Annotated in this window: 19 protein-coding genes; 9 read left to right on the forward strand and 10 right to left on the reverse strand. The window is 51.0% G+C overall.

Annotated features, from left to right (window positions below):
* The first annotated feature begins 21 nt into the window (after positions 1-21).
* The 6 genes from GJV52_RS02790 (at position 22) to GJV52_RS02815 (ending at position 6,860) form a co-directional block, all read left to right on the forward strand.
* Positions 22-2,457 (forward strand): bifunctional acetate--CoA ligase family protein/GNAT family N-acetyltransferase, encoded by a 2,436-nt coding sequence (locus tag GJV52_RS02790; protein ID WP_100562409.1) that lies wholly within the window; start codon positions 22-24, stop codon positions 2,455-2,457.
* Positions 2,458-2,534: 77 nt separating this feature from the next.
* Entirely contained in the window at positions 2,535-2,783 is a 249-nt protein-coding gene (gene rpsP / locus GJV52_RS02795) for a 30S ribosomal protein S16 (RefSeq protein WP_095503708.1), read from the forward strand.
* 16 nt (positions 2,784-2,799) lie between these two features.
* The gene (gene rimM / locus GJV52_RS02800) at positions 2,800-3,309 is read left to right on the forward strand and encodes a ribosome maturation factor RimM (RefSeq protein ID WP_100562407.1); all 510 of its coding nucleotides are present in this window, start codon (positions 2,800-2,802) and stop codon (positions 3,307-3,309) included.
* Positions 3,309-4,058, forward strand: a complete 750-nt coding sequence (gene trmD / locus GJV52_RS02805) for a tRNA (guanosine(37)-N1)-methyltransferase TrmD (RefSeq protein WP_095503710.1) — start codon at positions 3,309-3,311, stop codon at positions 4,056-4,058. The genes rimM and trmD overlap by 1 nt, the downstream gene beginning before the upstream one ends.
* 13 nt (positions 4,059-4,071) lie before the next feature.
* Positions 4,072-4,437, forward strand: coding sequence for a 50S ribosomal protein L19 (gene rplS, locus GJV52_RS02810; RefSeq protein ID WP_095503711.1), 366 nt, complete (start codon positions 4,072-4,074; stop codon positions 4,435-4,437).
* 404 nt (positions 4,438-4,841) lie between these two features.
* The gene (locus GJV52_RS02815; RefSeq protein ID WP_100562405.1) at positions 4,842-6,860 is read left to right on the forward strand and encodes a BCCT family transporter; all 2,019 of its coding nucleotides are present in this window, start codon (positions 4,842-4,844) and stop codon (positions 6,858-6,860) included.
* Positions 6,861-6,942: 82 nt separating this feature from the next.
* Here GJV52_RS02815 and GJV52_RS02820 read toward each other — a convergent pair whose 3' ends face one another.
* On the reverse strand, positions 6,943-7,290 hold the full coding sequence (locus GJV52_RS02820; RefSeq protein WP_100562403.1) for a winged helix-turn-helix transcriptional regulator: 348 nt from the start codon (positions 7,288-7,290) through the stop codon (positions 6,943-6,945).
* 125 nt (positions 7,291-7,415) lie between these two features.
* Between GJV52_RS02820 and GJV52_RS02825 the strand changes: the two genes are divergently transcribed.
* From GJV52_RS02825 to GJV52_RS02835, 3 genes are read left to right on the forward strand one after another with little or no spacing between them, the layout of a single operon-like run.
* Positions 7,416-8,297, forward strand: coding sequence for an SIR2 family NAD-dependent protein deacylase (locus GJV52_RS02825; protein WP_100562400.1), 882 nt, complete (start codon positions 7,416-7,418; stop codon positions 8,295-8,297).
* Positions 8,281-8,856, forward strand: coding sequence for an SIR2 family NAD-dependent protein deacylase (locus tag GJV52_RS02830; protein WP_095503715.1), 576 nt, complete (start codon positions 8,281-8,283; stop codon positions 8,854-8,856). Before GJV52_RS02825 ends, GJV52_RS02830 begins: the two co-directional genes overlap by 17 nt.
* Positions 8,840-9,424, forward strand: a complete 585-nt coding sequence (locus tag GJV52_RS02835; RefSeq protein WP_095503716.1) for an HD domain-containing protein — start codon at positions 8,840-8,842, stop codon at positions 9,422-9,424. The genes GJV52_RS02830 and GJV52_RS02835 overlap by 17 nt, the downstream gene beginning before the upstream one ends.
* A 60-nt stretch (positions 9,425-9,484) precedes the next feature.
* On the opposite strand, the gene pepN is transcribed toward GJV52_RS02835, so the two are convergent.
* The 9 genes from pepN to GJV52_RS02880 form a co-directional block, all read right to left on the reverse strand.
* Entirely contained in the window at positions 9,485-12,175 is a 2,691-nt protein-coding gene (pepN, locus tag GJV52_RS02840; protein WP_100562398.1) for an aminopeptidase N, read from the reverse strand.
* 180 nt (positions 12,176-12,355) lie between these two features.
* Positions 12,356-12,811, reverse strand: a complete 456-nt coding sequence (locus GJV52_RS02845; RefSeq protein WP_095503718.1) for a chorismate--pyruvate lyase family protein — start codon at positions 12,809-12,811, stop codon at positions 12,356-12,358.
* 135 nt (positions 12,812-12,946) lie between these two features.
* A complete protein-coding gene (locus tag GJV52_RS02850) occupies positions 12,947-15,388 on the reverse strand; it encodes an acyl-CoA dehydrogenase (RefSeq protein ID WP_100562396.1) in 2,442 nt (813 codons plus the stop codon).
* Positions 15,389-15,466: 78 nt separating this feature from the next.
* A complete protein-coding gene (locus tag GJV52_RS02855) occupies positions 15,467-15,916 on the reverse strand; it encodes a MarR family winged helix-turn-helix transcriptional regulator (RefSeq protein ID WP_095503720.1) in 450 nt (149 codons plus the stop codon).
* Between the two features lie 97 nt (positions 15,917-16,013).
* Positions 16,014-17,240, reverse strand: a complete 1,227-nt coding sequence (gene mhpT / locus GJV52_RS02860) for a 3-(3-hydroxy-phenyl)propionate transporter MhpT (RefSeq protein ID WP_100562394.1) — start codon at positions 17,238-17,240, stop codon at positions 16,014-16,016.
* Positions 17,241-17,331: 91 nt separating this feature from the next.
* Entirely contained in the window at positions 17,332-19,185 is a 1,854-nt protein-coding gene (locus tag GJV52_RS02865) for a feruloyl-CoA synthase (protein WP_095503762.1), read from the reverse strand.
* Positions 19,186-19,268: 83 nt separating this feature from the next.
* A complete protein-coding gene (locus GJV52_RS02870; RefSeq protein ID WP_100562392.1) occupies positions 19,269-20,717 on the reverse strand; it encodes an aldehyde dehydrogenase in 1,449 nt (482 codons plus the stop codon).
* Between the two features lie 218 nt (positions 20,718-20,935).
* Positions 20,936-21,763 (reverse strand): p-hydroxycinnamoyl CoA hydratase/lyase, encoded by an 828-nt coding sequence (locus GJV52_RS02875; RefSeq protein ID WP_095501967.1) that lies wholly within the window; start codon positions 21,761-21,763, stop codon positions 20,936-20,938.
* A gap of 312 nt (positions 21,764-22,075) precedes the next feature.
* Positions 22,076-22,867 (reverse strand): acyl-CoA thioesterase, encoded by a 792-nt coding sequence (locus GJV52_RS02880; protein WP_095501968.1) that lies wholly within the window; start codon positions 22,865-22,867, stop codon positions 22,076-22,078.
* Between the last annotated feature and the right edge of the window lie 96 nt (positions 22,868-22,963).

Below are 22,963 nucleotides of genomic sequence, written 5' to 3' on the forward strand. Positions count from 1 at the left end.
ATTTCACACGAAAGCACCCTCATGAATACACAGCCCATGCCCGGCTATTTTTTCATGCCACAACACATCATCTTGGTTGGCGCGAGCGAACGGCCGCACACTTTGGGCGAACGCATCTTAACCGCGCTTCTAGGTTCTTCGTTTCAAGGTGAAATCACGCCGGTCAATTTACGCCACAAAACCGTGGCCGGTTTGCCTTCATACCCGAATTTAAACAAAATCGACGACCAAGCCGACTTGGTGATTGTCGTCACCCCACCCGACAGCTACGAAACGCTGTTTAAAGCCTGCCGTAAAAAGCAGCTTCACCACTTGATTTTGATTCAAGACTGGGAAAGCCTTAGCGAAGAAGATTGGCAAACTGCCCGCCAAGCGATTCAAAAGCATCACGGGCAGGAATTAAACATCAGCGTGTGCAGCCCTGCCGGCATTCAATTGCCCACCCAAGGGCTAAACACCGGCCTGTTGCCCGATTTTCCGGCCGGTCATGTTGCACTATTGACCGGACAAGCAGCAGTCAGCAGCGAAATCGATGTCATGTTGCGCCGTATGCAGCAAGGTGTTTCACGCCACATCAGCCTGAATTACGACCTCAGCCCTACTTCTGCTGCCGATTGGATCAACCGCTTCGGCCACAACCGCCATACCCGCATCGCCGTGGTGCAGCATAACCCTGCCGAAAACCAGCGCAAACTGTTCAGCGCCATCCGCCACTTCGCCCGCCACACCCCAATTATCGTGTACTGCACCCATGCCGTGGACGATACAGAACGCGCTATTTTAGAAAGCCTAAGCCGCCACTGCAATTTCCTGCTGACACTCAACCACAACGAATTGGCTGCCGCTCTACATGCCCGTTTGTCCGAAATCAAGCCAAGCAACCAGCTCACCGCGCTGGGCAACACGCCGATTGGCTGGTTACAACCAATTGCCGCTGAAATGGGCATCCAATTAACCCTGCCGTCTGAAAAACCCAATCTGCAAAACGGCTATCTGGGCAGCATACCTACCGCCGCACATTACCGCAGCATGGCCGCGCAACAATTGCAGCAAAATCACACCCAAGCCCTGCTCGCGGTAATTGCACCGAGCGCCGAGCACAATGAAACCGCCATCGGTAAAATGCTGAATCATTTGGCCAAACAAACCGATAAACCCTTGCTCATCAGCAGCCATGTTTCAGACGGCCTGTTACATTTCCCCAACCCCGAACAAGCCTTACAAACCTTGTATTTACGCAATGTCGCCGATCGTTTACAACAGATACAGCACGAAATCGCACCGGCAAAATCAGGCCGTCTGAAAAACATTGACGGCGAAGCTGTTGCCGCGGCCAAAGACCATGCTAAAAACTTAGCGGCCGTACTGCATCTGCCTGCCTATCAAAATGACAATACTTATCCGTTGGTCAAACTGACTTTCAGACGGCATCCCCAATACGGCGCCATCATCAGTGCAGCCGACCTAAACCGTACCATCGCCGTGTTGCCACCGTTTACCACGCTCGATACGGCACGTCTTTTGCGTTTTACCGACTTAAACCGCTATCAAGATGCCATCGAGCAGTTTGTGCACAGCATGAATGCCTTGGTGCAAAATCCCGAGCTGTTCAACGGCGAAATTATCCTGAATATCAGCAGCAACCAAATCAGCAGCGATTTCAGATGGCCTACCCAACCTGCGCCTGCTTCGCATAAAAATAACAGGCCGTCTGAAAAAACTGTCGAAAAACCAAATCTGCCGACTGCCGATGACTTCAACCACCGCATGCAGGCTGCTGCCGAATTCCTGCGTCACAGCAATGCCCGTGCCAGCGAATTTATCCGCACCACCAGTGAAGCAGCTGCCGAATTTTGGCATCAAAAAAACAACACCGACAAACCCAAACCGGCAGAAAACGTGCTCGCCCCTTATCCGGCCGATTATCCAAGCGAAATTAAATTAAAAAACGGGCAAACCGTATCGGTTCGCCCGTTTGAGCCCGAAGATGCCGAAGCCAAACAGCAATTTATCCGCCGACTGTCACCGCAATCGCGCTACACCCGCTTCATGACCCGCACCAACGCGCTACCACAACCGACACTTGCCCGATTCAGCAAGCTCGATTACCACAGCGAAGGCGCATGGATTGCCGAAAATTCAGACGGCCTGATTGTCGCCGTCAGCCGCTTCAGTCGTCTAACCCGTGATGAATGCGAATTTGGCATTACCGTTTCCGAAGACATGCGCGGCAGCGGTTTGGCGCACGAAATGATGCAACTGATTATCCGATTAGCAACACAACAAGGCTACCAAAGCATGAGCGCGGAAATCCTAAAAGAAAACACCGCCATGCTGAAATTGGCCGAAAAATCAGGCTTTAGCCTGATGGAATCGGAGCAGGACAAAAATCTTTACCAAGCCAAACTCAACCTTTTACCAACCGAAGAGCAAGGCAAGGAGAAGTTTAGGCAATAAATACTTGCCTAAACACCACAAACTAACCTAAAATAAACAGTTTCTATATCTCCGAATTTATCAAAAGGACTCAAAAAATGGTAGTTATCCGTTTGGCTCGTAGTGGCTCTAAACACCGCCCTTTCTACAACATCGTGGTTGCTGATTCACGCAACCGTCGCGACGGCCGCTTCATCGAGCGCGTTGGCTTCTACAACCCAGTTGCCAATGAAAAACAAGAACGCGTACGCTTGGCTACTGACCGCCTGAACCACTGGATCGGTCAAGGCGCGCAATTGAGCGAAGCCGTTGCCAAATTGGTTAAAGAGCAAAAAGCTGCTGCTTAATTAACCGCACATTGCCATGACAGACACGCAACAATGGGTAGCCATGGGCTACATTAAAGGCGTATTCGGCGTCAAAGGCTGGCTTAAAATCGCTGCCAACACCGAATACACCGACAGCCTGCTGGACTACCCGCAATGGCAGTTACGCAAAGACGGCGAAATCCTGACCGTCACCATCGAAGCCGGTAAAGCCGTCGGCGATGAATTACAGGTAAGATTCGAAGGTATCGATGACCGCAACCAAGCATTTTTGCTGCGCGGTTATACCATCGAAATCCCCCGCTCCGAATTTGCCCCGACTGAAGAAGATGAATTCTACTGGGCAGATTTAGTGGGCATGACCGTTGTCAACCAAGAAGGCTTGACTTTAGGTACGGTCAAAAACCTAATGGAAACCGGTGCCAATGATGTCTTGGTAATTCACGGCGAATATGGTCAAAAGCTGATTCCGTTTGTGTCGCAATACGTTGGAAACGTAGATGCCGACAAACAGACCATCACCGTTGACTGGGGCTTGGATTACTGATGTTGATTCAAAGCATTACCTTGTTTCCGGAAATGTTTGACAGCATTACCGAATACGGCGTGACCGGTCGGGCAAGAAAGCAGAATTTATGGCAATTTCATGCCATTAATCCGCGCCGATTTGCCGACAACAAACTCGGCTACATCGATGACCGCCCTTTCGGCGGCGGCCCGGGCATGATTATGCAAGCGCCTCCGTTGCAAGCCGCAATCGATGAAGCGAAAAAAAACAGCGCAAGCAACAGCAAAGTGATTTACCTCAGCCCGCAAGGCGCATTGTTCAACCATCAAAAAGCGGTTGAATTGGCGCAATCAGACAGCCTGATTTTATTGTGCGGCCGCTATGAAGGCATTGACGAGCGCTTGTTGCAACACAGCGTTGACGAAGAAATCAGCATGGGCGATTTTGTCGTTTCTGGTGGTGAATTGCCGGCGATGATGCTGATGGACGCGGTATTAAGATTTGTACCTGGTGTATTGGGCGATATTCAGTCTGCCGAGCAGGATTCGTTTTCAGACGGCCTGTTAGACTGTCCGCATTACACCAAACCTTTAGAATTTCAAGGCATGGCCGTGCCGGATGTTTTGCGTTCGGGCAACCATGCATTGATTGCCGAGTGGCGGTTGAAACAATCGCTGCAACGCACATTAGCGCGCAGACCGGATCTTCTGGAAAAGCGCAGTTTAATCCCAAAGGAAACCCGCCTCTTACAAGAAATCTTGGCAGAGCAACGGGAAATCCAATCATAATCTAGGAAAAACAATGAACCTGATTCAACAATTAGAGCAAGAAGAAATCGCTCGTTTGAACAAAGAAATCCCTGAATTTGCACCAGGTGACACCGTAGTCGTGTCTGTACGCGTAGTAGAGGGTACCCGTAGCCGTTTACAAGCTTACGAAGGCGTGGTCATCGCCCGTCGTAATCGTGGCTTAAACAGCAACTTCATCGTACGCAAAATCTCTAGCGGTGAAGGCGTTGAGCGTACTTTCCAACTGTACTCTCCAAACGTTGAAAAAATCGAAGTAAAACGCCGTGGTGACGTTCGCCGTGCGAAACTGTACTACTTGCGTGGCTTGACTGGTAAAGCAGCCCGTATTAAAGAAAAATTGCCTGCTCGTAAAGGTTAATTTACCTAATTTAAACCCGCTTTTGAATAAAGCGGGTTTTTTATTACCCACTCCTCCCTATTCCATCGCTAAGTTCACCCACAAGTTTCACACATCATTGATTCAGAAGATTAAAATTCATATTTCCCTATTCATATTTCCCTATTTTTCATAACCTTCTTGTTTAAAAAATTTTCTCACTTAAAATCAAATAACTAAAAACATAAAATATCTTAAAAATTCCGGCTAATTGTTGGCAATTTTACAGAAACTTGTTAATTCGTTATAATTATTGATTATTTTCTCAAAAAAGCAATTTAACGGCTTTGATTAAATTGTTTCTTACCTTCGCTTTTTCTGTTTATGACAGAAGGCCGTCTGAAATTTATATCGCTATCTGACGCGATACCAATATGGAGAAGTTAATGAGTCTTAACTCGCTCATCCAAAATAAATCCTCTTTCAATCCAATTGTGATTGTCGCCACATTAATTTTCGTTGTTCTATTACTGGTCGGCACACTCGCTTTTCCGGTGGGCATGCAAAATACGCTCAACTTTCTGAAAGAAGGTATTTTTCAGCATTTTAGCTGGTTTTATATTTTAACCTTTTCGATTTTCTTGTTTTTCTTAATCTTCCTTGCCATCAGTAATCTTGGCAGCATCAAATTGGGCACCGATGAAGAAGAGCCTGAATTTTCATTCATGTCGTGGCTGTCTATGCTGTTTGCCGCGGGCATGGGCGTAGGTTTGATGTTTTTTGGCGTGGCTGAACCGCTGTCACACTATGCTGACCCCATCAGTAACGGCGATGCAGAATCTGCTATGCTGCATACCTTTTTCCACTGGGGCATCCATGCTTGGGCGATTTATGGCGTGATTGCTTTGGCGCTGGCCTATTTCGGTTTCCGCTATAAATTACCGCTGGCCTTGCGTTCGTGTTTTTATCCGATTTTAAAAGACAAAATCAACGGCCGCTTGGGTGATGCCATTGAAGTCATGGCGCTGATTGCCACGCTGTTCGGTATTATTACTACCTTGGGCTTTGGCGCCATGCAGTTGGGCTCAGGCTTGCAGCAAATTGGTTGGGTATCGCAAAACAGCTTCAGCATGCAAGTTATCGTGATTATTGCCGTGATGACACTGGCCGTGACTTCAGCCGTATCCGGCGTGGGTAAGGGCGTAAAAATCCTGAGTGAAACCAACTTGGTATTGGCCGTATTGTTGATGTTGTTCGTATTGTGCACTGGTCCTACCCTGCACTTACTGGGTGCATTCAGCAACAACTTGGGCGATTACATCAGTAATTTGGTCGAACTGAGCTTCAAAACCTATGTGTACGAATCCAGCAATACCGCTTGGTTCAACGGTTGGACCGTGCTTTACTGGGCATGGTGGTGTTCATGGGCGCCATTTGTCGGCCTGTTTATCGCTCGTATTTCACGCGGCCGCACCATTCGTGAATTTATTTTTGGTGTATTGGTGATTCCAAGCGTGTATTGCGTGTTGTGGTTTACCATCTTCGGTAACAGCGCCATCTGGCTGGATGCCAACGTGGCTAACGGTGCCTTGGCTGGCCTGACTTCTTCACCAGAAAAATTGCTGTTTGCCTTCTTAGACTACCTGCCGTTGCCAACATTGAGCAGCATTGTCGCCCTGATCATCATTTCTTTGTTCTTCATCACCTCTGCCGACTCCGGCATTTATGTGTTGAACAGCATTGCGTCACGTGATAAAAGCATGGTCTCGCCAAAATGGCAGGCCATCATGTGGGGTATTTTGATGTCGGCGATTGCTATTGCCCTGCTCAATTCCGGCGGCATGAGTGTATTGCAAACTATGACCCTGATTACTGCTTTGCCGTTTGCATTTTTGATGATTCTGATGGCCTTCAGTTTATGGAAAGCCTTAGAAGCCGACCAGAAATACTTCAAAGCAGCAGTGACCCCAACCAGCAGCTATTGGACAGGCGAGCGTTGGAGAGAGCGTTTGCAAACCATGCTCAACCAACCTCAGGAACATGATATCCACAGTTTCCTGAAATACACCGCCCTGCCGGCCATGCGTGAATTGAGTATGGAAATGAACAAAGGCTATGGTCTGACCGTGCAAGTCAACACCGAAGCGTTGAACGATGAAGAACCGTCGATTGAATTGGTGATTGAAAAATCGACCATGCGTAACTTCGTATACGGCATCAAATCCGTGCGTTACGACATCGCCGAGCAATTGGTACAGGAAAGTAACCTGCCGCATATCCGCAGCAACACCACTTACGCACCGGTCACCTATTTTTCAGACGGCCGCACCGGCTACGACGTGCAATACATGAGCCGTGAAGAATTGATTGCCGACATGCTGAAAAACTACGAACGTTACTTAAGCCTGATGGAAGACGTGGGACAAGAAATCATGTCGCACGAGCAAACCGAATTGGCTGAATAACATTTAAAATCAGAAGGCCGTCTGAAAGATAATCTTTCAGACGGCCTTCTTCTATTTCATCGATAAACGTTTAAATTATGCGTTAATCTTCCGCTGCCATCACACGGTTTTTCTCGCCCCAGTCACACATGCTGCGAATAATCGGCCACAATGAACGGCCTTTTTCCGTCAGGCTGTATTCTACTTTTGGCGGAATCTGCGGATACTCCTCACGATGAATCAAACCATCGGCTTCCATTTCCTTCAAGGTATTGCTCAACATTTTAAAAGTAATCTCACCCAATAGCCGCCGCAATTCGTTGTAGCGCACCACTTCGTATTTCGACAAAACATAGATAATCTGCAATTTCCATTTACCGTTCAATACCGATTGCGTATAGCTGAAGAAGGTTTCCTCATCGAAAATAATATTGCTTTTGTATTCTTTCATCGGCTCTGTTCTTTCATTCTTTAACCATCCTTTTAGATAGTATATATCCAAAAAGTGCATACTTGTTTTAAGAAATATATCGCCAATATAATAGCCGTAACCTCTTTATCACACAAGGCGAAATCATGAATCAAGATTACCAAACCCAGTTAAAACAAGCTGTTGAGAAAATCCGTGAAGCTGAAGTCATTATCATCGGCGGCGCTTCCGGTTTATCCACCGCCAATGGTCACGACTTTTACAATCACAGCGATTATTTCAAAAAACACTTCACCGAATTCGAACAAAAATTCGGCGTAACCGGCTGTTTCCAAGCCTTATATCACCGCTATCCAAACCGTCAAAGCCGTTGGGCATATCTATCCAAACACGCCACCGCCATGTTTGATGAGCCGGCAGGACAAACCTATCTCGATTTGCGGAAACTGGTAGGCGACAAACCTCATTTCGTCATTACCACCAACCAAGACATGCAGTTTTCCAAAGTATTTGATGAAGACAAAATTGCCTATTCGCAAGGCGATGCGCATTGGTTGCAATGTAGCAAACCATGCCATGATGCGGTGTATCCGGCAGAAGAAGCCGTCAGAAAAATGGCGGCGAGCATCGAAGATTGCGCTGTCAATCCGGCCACCATTCCAACCTGCCCGAATTGCGGCGCCGATTTAGAACCGTGGATTCGTTCATACGAATTTTTGGAAGGCACATTCTGGGCAGAAAAACTGGCGATTTACCAAGATTTCGTGGTGAAAAACCACAATAAGAAAATCTTATTTATCGAAATGGGTGTGGGCCGCATGACGCCCAACATCATCAAATATCCATTTTCTAAAATGGCCAACCTGTGGCCGAATGCTTTCCTTATCCGCATCAACCAAAAAGAAGATTTCTTTCCTGCCATGAAAGAAGGCAAAGCTGTAATTTTCGACCACGATATCGCTGCTACCCTGCACGACTTAGTGGCATTGAAAAACCAACAGGAGCAAAACCATGAATCCGCCGCTTAATGTGATTGCCGATAAAATCCGCCAAGCAGAAAAGATCGTCGTCGGCGCCAGCAATGGCTTATCCATCGCCGAAGGTATCCATATTTTCGCCGACAACGCCGATTTTCACGCCCATTTCGGTGATTTTTCGCAAAAATACGGCTTTCGCAGCATGATACACGGCTGCTTTTATCCGTTCCCAAGCCAAGAAAGCTACTGGGCGTATTTTGCACGACTCTACCATTATATGAACGTGCAAAAACCGGCCGGAAAAGTAATGGCCGATTTACGCAATATCTTAAAAAACAAAGATTATTTTGTTGTTACCAGCAATTTCGACAACCACTTCCGCCAAGCCGGTTTTGCTGAAGAACGCTTGTTTGAAATTGAAGGTGTCGGCACACACAACCAACTGATTAAGCTGCCATTTATGCAGCAAGTCTATGCCCGCGACAATGCGTTTTACATCACTGTCAACAAAGGCGAAATCTATATTCCGCCAGAAATCGCCCCTCGCTCACTCGGCGTAGCCAACGGCTTAACGGAATGGCTGGAGCAACTCAATGCTGAATTTGCTTGAAACCTTTATGCGTGAAGAAATGCCGTCTGAACGCTTTCAGACGGCATGGCAACGTTACCGGCATTGGTATGAATTTCTTCACCGCGAAATCAAGTTTCAAATCCACAGCGATTTGCACGGTTTCGCCCATTGCGCGCGCGTGCTGTTTTACGCCGTTATCTTAGGCGAACGGCTGAATCTGACCGAAACACAGCGCGACATACTCTGCACCGCTGCGGTGTTTCATGATTCGCGCCGCCAAGACGACGGCTACGATACCGGCCACGGCGGGCGGGCTTCGGTGTACTATCGTGAATATTGCGCCGAACACGCTTTAGCATTTGACCCGATTGCCGCCGCATTGATGAAATACCACGACCGAGATGATGATTTCGGCATTGAGCGAATTCAAAAACACCTGCCGAATCAAGCTGATGCTGTTTTACTGTATCAAGCCTTCAAAGATTCAGACGGCCTTGACCGTTTCCGGTTAGGAAGCAACGGACTAGACCCGAAATATTTACGCACAGAAGCAGCTAAAGCAATGATTGGATTGGCAGAAAAATGCGTACAACAAACAACTATCTAAGCTACCAAAAGGCCGTCTGAAAGATTATCTTTCAGACGGCCTTTTCTTTATTTCAATCTATCAAGCCAAAATCTTGCCCACAATCTCGCCTACATCTTTCGACAAGCCTTCCTGCGCTTGAATGCGTTGCAGTTGCGCAGTCATCAAAGCACGACGATGCGGTTCGAGTTTGCGGCAAATATTGAATGCCTGTACCAAACGCGCGGCGACTTGCGGATTGAAGCGGTCGATTTCCATCACCTTATCGGCTATAAATGCGTAACCGCTGCCGTTTTCCGCGTGGAAATGCGGCACGTTGCGGCTGAAGCTGCCCAGCAATGAACGTGCTTTGTTCGGGTTTTCCAAGCTGAATTTCGGGTGGTTTAAGGCCGTCTGAACTTGCGCCAATGTGTCGCTGCGGTGACTGGCACCAATCAGGATAAAGTATTTGTCCATCACCAGCGCATCATCGGCATAGCGTTCGGCAAAACGGTCGAGCAAGGTGTTGCGGCCTTCGTATTCCAAATGGTTTACCGTATTCAACACGCTGATTTCATGGGTCATATTTAGCGAAAGTTGCTCATAGCGTGTAATGTAATATTGTAAACGCGTGCAGGTAGATGCTTCGTGATCTGCGCGTTGTTCGCCTTCGTAATTGCCCACTTGGATGGTTTGGTGACGCTCAACCCGAATCGTCAACAAGCGTACTGCCGCCAGCAGCGCACGCACACCGGCCAGCTCCGGATGGTATTCATACGGCGTGTCAATGCCGCTTTCAGCTTCTTGTGCCAATGCCCATTCGCGCGTTTCAGCCAATTCGTTGATGCAGGCTTCGGCCAGCGCATTGAGCAAAGCTTCGCGCGCTTGGTGGTAATGCAACGGGTTAATGTTGTCGGCACCATCCCACAATTCGCTTTCAGATGGCACTTGCAATAATACGGCTTTAAACGCGGCATCTAAATCGGCATTGCTTAACACTTGTTTCACTGCCTCAATCAAGCCCGTATGCTGCGGCAAATCTTCACCCGCCTCAATCGCGGCCAGATTGGCAGCAACCGCGCGTGAATACAGCGTTTGCGCGGCTTCCCAACGGCTGAATTCATCAGAATCATGCGCCAACAACAAGGCCAAATCGGCATCTCGATACGGATAATTCAGATGCACCGGCGCAGAAAAACCGCGCAGCAATGACGGCACCACCGCTTCGTTGACCCCGCCCAACACAAATTCCTGCTCCGCTTCGGTCAACAGCAACACCGCTTCGCTCACACGCTCGCCTTGATAGTCAAATTCCACCGCTTCGCCGCGCTGATTGAGCAGACCGACTTTCACCGGCATCATCATCGGCTTTTTCTCCGCAGCCGGCATATCAGGCGTGCTCGGAATGCTTTGTTTGATGTGCAACACAAAATCATTATTGTTCAGACGGCCTGTGATGTCTAAAGTCGGCGTACCGGCTTGGCTGTACCATAAAGCAAATTGGTCGAGGTTGATTTCATTGGCATCGGCCATTGCGTTGCGGAAATCATCGCAAGTCGCCGCTTGACCGTCGTGGCGTTTGAAATAGAGCTTCATGCCTTTTTGGAAGCCTTCTTCGCCCAACAGCGTGTGATACATGCGCACCACTTCCGCGCCTTTTTCATACACGGTCATGGTGTAGAAATTGTTCATTTCTTCATAGCTGGCGGGGCGCACTGGATGCGCGGTCGGACCGGCGTCTTCGGGAAACTGATGCTGGCGCAGCATACGCACGTTGTCAATCCGACGCACGGCACGGCTGGCGCGGTCGCCTGAAAACTCCTGATCGCGGAACACAGTCAGGCCTTCTTTCAATGAAAGCTGAAACCAGTCGCGGCAGGTCACGCGGTTGCCCGTCCAATTGTGGAAATATTCATGGCCGATAACCGATTCGATGCCCTCGAAATCCGCATCAGTGGCAGTTTGACTGTCGGCCAGCACATATTTGGTATTGAAAATATTGAGGCCTTTGTTTTCCATCGCGCCCATATTAAAATCGCCGACGGCCACGACCATGTAAATATCCAAATCATAAGCCAGCCCGAAGCGCGTTTCGTCCCATTTCATCGCGTGTTTCAACGATTCCACCGCAAACGGCACTTTAGGCTTGTCGGCCTCAGCAGTGTAAAACTCAATGGCCACCTCGCGGCCGGTCTGCGTGGTAAACGTGTCTTGCGTCAGCGCCAAATCGCCCGCCACCAGCGCAAACAGATAGCTCGGCTTGGCAAACGGATCCAGCCATTTAACCCAGTGACGGCCGTCTGAAAGCGCACCGCCGTCGATTTTGTTACCGTTGGACAACAACACCGGATAGCGTTTTTTGTCGGCCACAATCGTGGTGGTGAATTTGCTCATCACATCGGGGCGGTCGGGATAAAACGTGATTTTGCGGAAGCCCTCCGGTTCGCATTGGGTAAACAGATTGCCGCCGCTCTCATACAAACCCATCAGCGACTTGTTTTCAGACGGCAGCAAGCGCGTTTCCACTTCCAAAACAAAATCTTCAGACGGCGCATCCGCCACTGTCAATTGCTCGCCGTTTAAAACATAATCCACTGTTTCGCCATCAATTTTCAGCGACACCAGTTCCGCCGAACCGTCCAGAACCAACGGCGCACCCGCACGCTTGGGTTCGACCAGCAAACGCGCCTTCACTTGCGTGTGCGTATCGAAAATATCGAAATGCAAATCCGTTTTGCGGATTTCGTGCGCCGGAGTTTGATAATCTTTCAGATAATGAACGGTATTGCTCATGGCATTGGCCTTTTAATAATGAATCCGGCCTAAAATATGGGTTTCAGACGGCCTCAATTCAAGCCCGTGCGGCAAACTTATTTCCCTGTCACCGGTTTCAATCACCAACGGATTCACAGCCGACCAAAAGGCCGTCTGAAAAGCCAAGCATATTCAGACGGCCACCCCAATCCGCCAAACTCAAAAACATTCCGCCGCCTGCGGCAAAAAACATTCCGACAAAAACAATTTCTCTCCCTGCCATTCAAACCACGACCGCCTGGCCAGCGCATACGGCGCGATCTCGGCAAACTGCAAAGGGCTTCTCGTCAAACCCTCAAGCCGGTTCGAAAACAGCAGCAATCCCAGCGAAGCCGCCCCTCGGTCGAGATGTTCGCACCAAAGCGACTGCGGCGCACAAACACTTTGCGCATGCACCAGCGGCACACCGTCCAGCAGCAACGTGACGCGGCGCTGGAAAACCACCCGCGGCAACGCATAATCGGCAAACAGATGCGGATCCTGCGTCAGCCCCAACGCATCAACCGCCACCGCAAACCGCCCGCGCGCCGACAAAAACCGCGTCAACGAATCCGCACAAACAAAATCTGCCAAACCGCCCGCCACCGGACAATTTTCCCGCCAATCCAACACCATACGCCACCCAACCCTTGCTGATAAAGCGACATTATATAGCGAAACGGATAGGGTGTTTTTTTATTCAAACAACATCGGAAGGCATGAAAAGGCCGTCTGAAATCATTTTCAGACGGCCTGCGCTAATTCAGCCTATTAAAAAACACGGTGTTCAAACGGTTGCGGATTCGCTTTGTTCAAGTCCATATCGAAATCGTCCACGGTAATGGCTATTTTCAGCAGACGTCTTGCCTCACGCAACTGTTCGGCTTCATCAGCGCTGATGAAGCCTTTTTCCACTGCTTCGCTGATTTTTTCAGACGGCTTGTTTGCCGACAATTGTCCTTTGGCTTCAGCCTTGCGCAAAGTCTGTTCCAATTTGTTGGTACGTCGGACAGCCTCCATGGCCGGTTTCAACACCGCCAACGGCTCATCTCCGTTATCCACTTCAGCCTGCGGATGGAAACGGAAACGGGTCAGGCGATCCAGCGTTTCACCATGCTGCTGCATATCGGCAGCCACCTGATGCACCAATTTGTCTTTGGGCGCACTTTCGCGCTTGCCCAACGGCAATACCACCACGCGCAACAAAGCGGCCGCCCAACGGTTGGGCAGGTTGGCTATCAGACCGGCCAACGCGGTTTCGGTTTCGTATAAAGCCAGACGCACGGCATATTCGGCAATCGGCAAATCCGCTTTTTGGGCGCCCTCGCGTTCAAACCGCTTCAGACAGGCCGACGCGATGTAGAGGTTGGAAAACGCATCGGCCAAGCGGCCGGACAGGCTTTCGCGGCGTTTCAAATCACCGCCCAAGCTCAACATGGCCACGTCAGCCGCAAAGGCAAACGCCGCGCTCAAACGATTAAGCCGTTTGTAGGCAAAGGCCAGCGGGCTTCTCGGTGCATAGCCGCCACCGTTGGTGAGGCCAAACACAAAGCTGCGGGCGGCATTGGATGCGCTTTGGCCTAAGTGTTTCTGAAAGGCTTGGTCAAACGCGTTCACATCATCTTTTTGCAACGCATTGATTTCGGTCAGCACATGATGATGGCAGCGAAATGCGCCCTGCCCGAAAATCATCAGGCAGCGGGTCAAAATGTTGGCACCTTCCACCGTGATGCCGATTGGTACAGCGTTGTACATCGAAGCCAGATAGTTGCGCGGCCCGCCGACCACGGCGCGGCCGCCGTGAATATCCATGGCATCGTTCATCACTTTGCGCAGGCGTTCGGTATTATTGAATTTCACCATTGCCGAAATCACCGATGGATTTTCACCCAAATCCAAGCCGGTCAAGGCCAAGTCTTGCGTGGCTTCCATTTGGTAAGTGTGGCCGCCGATGCGCGCCAATGCGTCGGCCACGCCTTCGAATTTACCGATCGGCAAACCGAATTGCTGGCGGATGCCAACCCATGCGGAAGTCGTCCATGCGGCGTGTTTGGCGTTGCCCACCGATTGCGACGGCAGCGAAATGCAGCGGCCGATGGACAAACATTCCATCAACATGCGCCAGCCCTGACCGGCGTAATCACGGCCGCCGATAATCCACTCCAGCGGGAAGAAAATGTCTTTACCCCACACCGGCCCGTTCCAAAACGGCGTTTCGTTCGGGTAATGGCGGCGTTGGTGATACAGACCTTCCATCGCGGTCGGCAGCAGGGCGCAGGTGATGCCGATGTCTTCCTTGCCGCCGAGCAAACCTTCCGGATCGCGCAATTTGAACGCCAAACCAATCACCGTGGCAATCGGCGCCATGGTAATCCAGCGTTTTTCAAAGCTCACGCGCACGCCCAATACGTTTTCATGATGCGAGCCGTCGCGCGGGTCGGTGTAGCTGCCGTAACACACGAAACCGGTGTCCGGAATCGCGCCCGCGTCCGAGCCTGCCCACGGGCTGGTCAACGCGAAACACGGCATATCAATACCCTTCGCCAAGCGCGGCAGGTAGTAGTCTTTTTGCTCGTCGGTGCCGTAGTGCTGAATCAATTCGGCAGGCCCCAAAGAGTTGGGCAGCATAATCATGTACGCCGCGGCCGGGCTGCGGCTGGCGATTTTGGTTGCCACTTTGGCATGTGCATAATGCGAGAATTGTTTGCCGCCGTATTTTTTGTCGATAATCATGGCGATAAAGCCCTGATCCTTCACATACTGCCACACTTCAGGCGGTAAATCCTTATCGTGATGGGTAAAGCGCCAATCATTGAGCATTTGGCACAAGGTTTCGGTTTCGTTATCGATAAAGGATTGTTCTTCTTCGGTTAATTTCGGGTCGCGATAGCCGGATAATTTGCGCCAATCCGGTTTGCCGTTGAAAATTTCCGCATCCCACCACACCGTACCCGCATCAATGGCGGCCTGTTCGGTAGCCGACAAAGGCGGCAGAATGTTTTTAAACAGCTTAAATGCCGGACGGCTGACAAATCTCATCCGCAGCGATGCCACGCCCAACAGCGCACACACCGCCAGCCACAGCAATGCAAACCACCATGCGAATACGCCCGTGAGCAAACCCAATACGCCCACAGCAACCCACAGCCACAACGGTGCGCTGAAAAATGCCAATGAGGCCAAACAAACTATAGCGATGATTGTGCCTAACATCGTTTCTCCTTTATTGATTTTCTCTGTATTTTTTATCGAGGCCGTCTGAAAATAAATTTAGCTTTCAGACGGCCTGTATTAATCGTCGCGCAAATTATCCAACAGCCGCTGCACCGTGGCTTTGAGCATAATCACGCTTTCCGGCGTCAGCCCTTGCAGCATTTTGGCTTCAAATGCCGCCGCTTCTTTCATGCAGCGGGCGAACACTTCGCGGCCGGTGTCGGTCAATTCAATCAACACCATGCGGCCGTGATTGGGGTCGTTGCGTTTGGTCACCCAATTGTGCTCCACCATGGTATTCACAATCTGATTGGCGGCTTGTGGCGAAATAAAAGAGCGGGCAGCCAACGCGGCATTGGCCGTGGCACCGCGCCGCTGAAGATTCGACAGCATGGTAAATTGCGGCAGACTCACGCCCAATGGTTTCAAGGCTTCGCTTAACTGCTGGTTGACCAAGCGGTCAAGGCGGCCGATGTTGTAGCTGACGGTCGGCTGGTTGGCGGTGTCTTCCCATGATTCATGTTTCATAGCCGTCACTCCGTAATCCTGTGTTTCAAAGCCCGTATCTTACTGCTTTTCAGACGGCCTTTCTATGCTGAAGGCCGTCTGAAAACAGGCCGGGGCATTAAGCTTTGGCTTCTTGTGTTTTCTTAAAGCGCAACACCAAGATAAACGCGCTGACAAAAGCCACGGCAATCACCGGAATGGCGGCGCTGATCACGGCCGAGCTCGATTGCCCCGCGCCCAAAATCAAACCTGCCAAAATCGGACCGGCAAACGAACCGGCGCGACCGACTGCCACCGCCGTGCCCACGCCCGTGCCGCGGATGGCCGCCGGATAAAACATACCGGCCAACGCGTAGAGCGTACCCTGACCGCCGATGATGAACATACCGCAAGCCAAAGTCGCGGCGATGATGCTGCCCAATTCGCTACCGGACGAGAGCGCATACAGCGCAGCCAACATACCGGCGTAAATCAACACCACCACGGCTTTAATATTGAGTTTGTCCAAGAACAAGCCCAACACCAGCGTACCGATCACACCGCCGACATTAAAACCGATTTGCACATAGTTAATTTCTTCGCGGCTGAAATTTTGGTTAGCAAACAACGTCGGCAGCCAGTTGAGCAACACATACAGCACAATCAACGTGCAGAAAAAGCTTACCCACAATTGCAGCGTGCCGAAAATACGCCCTTCACCGAACAAAATATGGCCGATGGAAAAGCTGCGCTGCTCGGCTTCCAGTTTGCTTTGCAGATAGGCTTTCGATTCCGGCAGCCAAAACCAAATAATCGGCACCAACAACAACGGCGCGAAACCGCCGACGTAGAAAATCGATTCCCAGCCGAATTGCTTGGCCATTGAAATCGCCACCAGCGACGTAATGATGCCACCGGCCGGCACGCCGCAATACATAATGCTTACTGCCGTGCCGCGCCATTTCGGATTCACTGCTTCCGTGGCCATGGTAATCAGAATCGGCAGCGCACCGCCCAAACCCAAACCGGTTAAGAAACGCGCGCCCAACAGCAGCGGAAAAGAATAAGCATGCGCCGTCAACACCGACATGATGCCGAACAAAACCGTGTTGGCAATCAAAATCGGCTTACGGCCATACATATCGGCCAATTTACCGGCCAGCAATGCGCCCGGCAGCGTGCCCAACGTCGCCGCCGAAAACGCCCAACCCAACTGCCTCGGATCAAGCTGGAAGGCTTCGCGCATCATCGGTGCGGCCACGCCCATCGATTGCAGGTCGAAGCCTTCCATCAGCGCCAGAATAAAACACAGTGCCAACGTGATTTTGGCACTGTTTTGTATGGTTCTTCCCTCAGTTGACATCATGTTCTCCTTGTATTTCATGTATTTATTGATTTATTTTTGGTTTGATTTTTCAGACGGCCTTATGACAAATCTCAAGGCCGTCTGAAAAAATTCACGGCGCCACAAAGCGGAGCGGATCTTCCACGCTGCCATACAAGGCTTCGATTTCCTGCGCACGTCGGTTACGCAACAAACGCTGGTTCAGATTGCCTTTATCGGTTTTCTCGCCCACGGTGCTGTCGGCGGCTTCTTCCATCAGATACAGCCGCGCAATGCGTTTCGAGCTGGCGCTGTAGCCTTTGTTGATTCTGGCCATAAAGTCTGCAAACCATTGCTGCACCGGTTCGCTCAACAAAACATCGTGCCAATCGGCATCAGGCAAACCGCTTTTGCGGTGGGTAACGGTCGGTTTCGGGAAAGCCAACACGCCGATTTCGTCTTTGCCCTCGCCCACCAACACCACGTCTTCAATCAACTCATTGCCGTGAATCAGAATGCGGTTGCGTAATTCGCCCACATTGACGAATGTACCGGTCATCAGTTTGAAATCTTCGGCGATACGGCCGTCGTACACCAAACCGTCTTCGATGTTGTCGGGATTGAGCAGGCGCACGGCGTCGCCGGTGCAGTAGAAACCTTCTTCGTCAAAGCTGCCGCGCGGTGTTTCGTGTCGCCAATAGCCGCGCATCACATGCGGGCCGCGCACACGCAATTCGAGTTTGTCATCTGCCGGCACCAGCTTCACCTCGCAACCCGGCGCAGGAAAACCGACAAAACCGGCCTCCAAATTTGATGGCCCTGTGGTGAAGGTGCAGGAAGGCGAGGTTTCGGTCATGCCCAAACCGGCCATGATGCGGATGCGTTCACCGCAATGGGCATAGCTGATGTCGGAAAGTTTTTGCCACAAATCTTGCGACAAAGCCGCTCCGGCAAAGAAAAACAGCTTCACATTTCTGAAAAAGGTGTCGCGCAATTGGGCATCGTCTTGCAAGGCATTGGCCAGTTGCGCCCACGCCACCGGCACATTCAGATACATGGTCGGCGAAATTTCTTTCAGGTTGCGGATGGTTTCGGGGAAACGCTCAGGCGTCGGGCGGCCGTCGTCGATGTAGAACGTACCGGCGTTGTACAGCACAATGCCTAAATTGTGGCTGCCGCCAAAAGTGTGATGCCAGCTCAGCCAATCCACCAATACCGGCGGCTCGTCTTCCATCACGGCCAAGGTTTGGCGCAGCATTTGCTGGTTGCTGCACAGCATTCTGTGTGTGGTCGGCACCACTTTTGGCAACGAAGTCGAACCGGAAGTAAACAGGAATTTGGCAATATCGTCGGCCTGAATCTTTGCGTGACGCTGCTCCACTTCATCGGTGGCCGGCGTATTGAGAAAATCGTCAAATTTCAGGCAGGCATGGTCGTCTAAATCGCCGGTGGTGGTGATAATCGGTTTGTCGAGCTGGCCGCAGGCTTCCAGATGCCGTCTGAAACCTTTGCCGTCGCCCGCAAAAAACATACCCGGCGTGAGCGTGTCAATCACATAGCGCAGCTTGTCGGGGCTGTTGGCCACCAGCGAATAAGCCGGTGCCACATAGGCATGCGGCATGCCCGCTACCATCGCGCCGAAATTAAGCAGGAAGGTTTCGATGGCGTTTTCCGACAAAATCATCAGCGGCCGCTCGGCACACAATTGATACGGCATCAAGGCTTGGGCAATGTTGCGCACGGCTTGCAGCGTTTGCGCGTAGGTGTATTTCTGCCATTGGCCGTCTGCACCTCGGCGGGCGACAAACACGCGGTCGGGATATTTTTCGGCGTTTTCATACAAACGCTGCGACAAGACTTCAGGATAAGGTTTTAAGGTTTCTTTGGGATGGATGTAAAACGTGCCGCCCTCTTCGCGCACGCCCACTTCATGGCCGCCCAGCTTGACCGGACGGATGGGATAATCGAGATAAGATGTGGTGTTCATGCAGTTTCTCCTCTGCTTTGATGTTCAGACGGCCTCGTTGCGTTTGTCACTGGTTTTATTGTCAAGGCCGTCTGAATGGATGCTTAAATCGGATAATGTTTCGGCGTGCTCCGTACGGTAATCCAACGCAATTCGGTAAATTCATTAATCGACGCATTGCTGCCGAAGCGGCCGTAACCGCTGTCTTTCACGCCGCCAAACGGCATCGGTGCTTCATCGTCAACAGTAGCCGAATTGATGTGGCAGATGCCGCTTTCAATGCGCTGCGCAATCGCCATCGCACGACCCAAATCGCGGCTGAACACGGCAGCCGACAAGCCGAACACGGAATCGTTGGCTTTGGCAATCGCTTCTTCATCGTCTTTCACGCGCTCCAGCGTACACACCGGACCGAACGATTCCTCGGTGTAAAGCTGCATGCCCGGCGCAATGCCGTCGAGCAGAATCGGGCTGATGGCGGTGCCATTGACTTGGTATTCGGTAATTGCTTTTGCACCTTTTTCTTCCGCATCGCGCACCATCGCCAAAATGCGGTCGGCCGAACGTTTGCTTTCCACATGAGCGATGTGGACTTGTTGGCGCGGGTCGCCGGTGACAAAACCGTCTATTTTCGCTTTCAGACGGCCAATCAAGTCGTCGGCCACGCTTTCATGCACCAACACGCGCTCGGTACTCATGCAGATTTGGCCTTGGTTGAAGAACGCGCCAAACGCAATCGCATTGGCCGCTTCGTCCAAATCAGCGTCTTCGCACACAATCACCGGTGCTTTACCGCCCAATTCCAACACCACCGGTTTCAGATATTCGGCGCATTGTTTGGCGATGATTTTGCCGACATGGGTCGAGCCGGTGAAGTTGACGCGTTTCACCGCAGGATGGGCAATCAATGCCGACACCACTTCCGGCGCATCTTCCGCGCTGTGGGTCACCAAGTTCACCACGCCTTCGCCCAAACCGGCTTCGCTCAAGGTGCGCACCAGCAATTCATGCGTGGCCGGACAATTTTCCGATGCTTTCAACACCACCGTGTTACCGCACGCCAACGGCATTGCCAGCGCACGGGTCGCCAAAATCACCGGCGCATTCCAAGGCGCCATGCCCACCACTACGCCGCACGGCACACGCATGCCCATGGCCATACGACCCGGCACATCGCTCGGAATCACATTGCCTTGAATCTGGGTCACCATACCCGCCGCATCGCGCAGCATATTAGCCGCCAAATGCACGTTAAAACCATACCACGCGCCGCTCGAGCCCATCTCGTCGATACCGATTTTGACAAACTCTTCCGCGCGCGAAGCCAACAAATCCGCCGCTTTGAGCAAACGGTTGCGCTTTTCGCCCGGCGGCAATGCAGCCCAAGCCGGAAACGCTTTTGCTGCCGCTTCCACCGCCGCATTGGCATCCGCCGCCTTACCGGCCGCCGCCACCGTCGCCGCTTGACCGCTTAAAGGGCCGAAACGCTCGAATGTTTGGCCGTCCGCTGCCGGACGCGATTCACCATTGATAAACAAATTGACTTGATTCATGAAATTCTCCTGTTGTCTCAGGCCGTCTGAAAGGTTTCAGACGGCATCAATATTTAGATTGCTTTGAATGAATCTTTTTGTATGTTAAGGAAACTGCAACGCTTTCACAATCTGTCCCCTCTCCCGCCGGCGGGAGAGGGTTAGGGAGAGAGTGGCTTGTCATCACAAAGCTACGTCACTTCATCACAAAAAGTTTCAGACGGCCTGCTTATTCAACCTTATCGTTTATAAGTCTGCAAGCCCGGTTTGATGGATTTTTCATCCAAGAACTGGCGCATACCTTCCGCACGGCCGCCTTCCGGATCGCGGAACAGACACTGATCCAGCTTGGCGTACAAATAATCTTCGTTTTGATCCCAAGTCAGCTCGCGGCAGCGTTTGAAACCGTTTTTCGCATAACGCAGCACCACCGGATTTTTCTCTAGCAGCGTTTGGCACAATTTTTCCACTTCGGCACGCAATTCAGCCAGTGGCACGCTCTTATTGACCAAGCCCATTTCGGCGGCTTGTTTGCCGTTGAAGGTTTCGCCGGTCATGATGTAATACAGCGATTGACGGTGGCCGACGGTATCTGCCATTGCCTTGCTCACCAAATTGCCCGGCGGAATGCCCCAGTTGATTTCCGACAAACCGAACACGGCTTCATCAGCAGCAATCGCCAAATCGCAAGCCACCAGCGGCGAGAACGCACCGCCGAAACACCAGCCGTTTACCATCGCAATGGTCGGTTTATTGTAAAAACGCAGCATCTGCCATTGCCATTTGCACGCTTCGCGGCGGGCTTTTTCTTGGGCAATTTCCGGCAGGCCGTCGGTTTCGCGGAAATACTCTTTCAAATCCATGCCCGCCGTCCACGCGCTGCCTTCGCCGGTAATCACCACCACGCCGACATCGGCATCCTGCTCCAACACTTCCAACACATCGCCCATTTCACGGTTGAGCGTCGGGCTCATGGCATTGCGTTTGTCGGGGCGGTTGAACGATACCCACGCGATTTGGTTTTCTACGGCCACTTTCACTGTCTGCCAGCGGTTTTCGTATGACATGGTTTCTCTCCTCTATATGATTCGGGTGTTTGTTAGGACATGGCTTGAGTATAATATCAACTAAATTGACATTTCAAGCCTTGCAAATAGAATTTACACAAATCTGCCCAAAAATTAATTTAAATTTATGATTTTAAATGATTTAATTTTTACAAAATTACAGAAATGGTTGAAATATGCTTTATTTTTCATCATTTTATTATCATGTAAATTGATATAAAAAGGCCGTCTGAAAACATTCCAGACGGCTTCTTTCCCAATCATATTACTTATGAAATTATTGTCACTTAACCTTTCAGACGGCCTGAAATCTTAAGCGAAAACGGTGACGGTCTGGCGACTGATGAGCGTCAACACACCGTTTTTATCCCACATCCGCGCTTCGGTGTGGCCGTAGCCTTCCGCCGCATAATCGGTATGCACTTCGTATTGCCAGAAATCATCCAGCGTGATGTCTTGTGGCTCGTGCAGCAATTCCAGCGTCCAAGTCAGGCTGCTCATCGGCGCGATGCCGTCAATCAATACGGCAGGTGCAGGTGGGAAACCGTCGGCCAATGCCACCAAGTGCGCCAAGGTAAACTCGCCCTGTTGGTTTTGAAAACGCGTATAAGCGCCAAACGAAGCGCGTTCCGCCCCGCTAAACGCCTGCGCCCCTTGCGCCCAGCGCAAATCCAAATAATGAAGAAACGCCAATTCCAAACCGCCCAAATCACGCTGGATCGGCAAACCCTGCGGCGGCTGCCATGTCGGCGCAGGCGTTGATGCCGTCTGAACCGCTTTTGATTCACGCGCTTCGCCAAAACTGGCCAGCAACACCGCCAACACCTCACCGCCCTGTGTCAAATGCACTTCGCCCTGTACCACCGATTTCCCCACCCGCAATATGCGTGCATCCAAATGCACGGCTTCTGCGGCATTGATGGGGCCGACAAAATTTACCGTCAACGAACGCAGGCGGCGCGGTTTGTCCAAAATATGCTGCAACTTCACCAGCATCAAAGCCGCCGTTACCCCGCCAAACAGCGAACGGCCTTGAAACCAATCCGCGCCGACGGTGATGTCGTTTTGCGTTCCCAACGCTTCAAATGCTTGATTCAAATCCATATTCTTTCTCCTGTTGTGTGCTTATTGTTTTTAAATTATATAAAGCAGATTGATATGGTGGCAATTAAAAAATACACAAAAGGCCGTCTGAAACAT

This window comes from Neisseria brasiliensis, assembly GCF_009671065.1.
Classification (GTDB): Bacteria; Pseudomonadota; Gammaproteobacteria; order Burkholderiales; family Neisseriaceae; genus Neisseria; species Neisseria brasiliensis.

Excerpts from the sequence above, each read along its gene's own strand:
- GJV52_RS02820 (WP_100562403.1), bottom strand. The coding sequence starts at position 7,290 with ATGAAAGAATACAAAAGCAATATTATTTTCGATGAGGAAACCTTCTTC.
- GJV52_RS02855 (WP_095503720.1), bottom strand. The coding sequence starts at position 15,916 with ATGAAACATGAATCATGGGAAGACACCGCCAACCAGCCGACCGTCAGC.
- rpsP (WP_095503708.1), top strand. The coding sequence starts at position 2,535 with ATGGTAGTTATCCGTTTGGCTCGTAGTGGCTCTAAACACCGCCCTTTC.
- GJV52_RS02790 (WP_100562409.1), top strand. The coding sequence starts at position 22 with ATGAATACACAGCCCATGCCCGGCTATTTTTTCATGCCACAACACATC.
- GJV52_RS02825 (WP_100562400.1), top strand. The coding sequence starts at position 7,416 with ATGAATCAAGATTACCAAACCCAGTTAAAACAAGCTGTTGAGAAAATC.
- pepN (WP_100562398.1), bottom strand. The coding sequence starts at position 12,175 with ATGAGCAATACCGTTCATTATCTGAAAGATTATCAAACTCCGGCGCAC.
- GJV52_RS02850 (WP_100562396.1), bottom strand. The coding sequence starts at position 15,388 with ATGTTAGGCACAATCATCGCTATAGTTTGTTTGGCCTCATTGGCATTT.
- GJV52_RS02875 (WP_095501967.1), bottom strand. The coding sequence starts at position 21,763 with ATGTCATACGAAAACCGCTGGCAGACAGTGAAAGTGGCCGTAGAAAAC.
- GJV52_RS02835 (WP_095503716.1), top strand. The coding sequence starts at position 8,840 with ATGCTGAATTTGCTTGAAACCTTTATGCGTGAAGAAATGCCGTCTGAA.
- GJV52_RS02830 (WP_095503715.1), top strand. The coding sequence starts at position 8,281 with ATGAATCCGCCGCTTAATGTGATTGCCGATAAAATCCGCCAAGCAGAA.
- mhpT (WP_100562394.1), bottom strand. The coding sequence starts at position 17,240 with ATGATGTCAACTGAGGGAAGAACCATACAAAACAGTGCCAAAATCACG.
- GJV52_RS02865 (WP_095503762.1), bottom strand. The coding sequence starts at position 19,185 with ATGAACACCACATCTTATCTCGATTATCCCATCCGTCCGGTCAAGCTG.
- rplS (WP_095503711.1), top strand. The coding sequence starts at position 4,072 with ATGAACCTGATTCAACAATTAGAGCAAGAAGAAATCGCTCGTTTGAAC.
- GJV52_RS02845 (WP_095503718.1), bottom strand. The coding sequence starts at position 12,811 with ATGGTGTTGGATTGGCGGGAAAATTGTCCGGTGGCGGGCGGTTTGGCA.
- GJV52_RS02815 (WP_100562405.1), top strand. The coding sequence starts at position 4,842 with ATGAGTCTTAACTCGCTCATCCAAAATAAATCCTCTTTCAATCCAATT.
- rimM (WP_100562407.1), top strand. The coding sequence starts at position 2,800 with ATGACAGACACGCAACAATGGGTAGCCATGGGCTACATTAAAGGCGTA.
- GJV52_RS02880 (WP_095501968.1), bottom strand. The coding sequence starts at position 22,867 with ATGGATTTGAATCAAGCATTTGAAGCGTTGGGAACGCAAAACGACATC.
- trmD (WP_095503710.1), top strand. The coding sequence starts at position 3,309 with ATGTTGATTCAAAGCATTACCTTGTTTCCGGAAATGTTTGACAGCATT.
- GJV52_RS02870 (WP_100562392.1), bottom strand. The coding sequence starts at position 20,717 with ATGAATCAAGTCAATTTGTTTATCAATGGTGAATCGCGTCCGGCAGCG.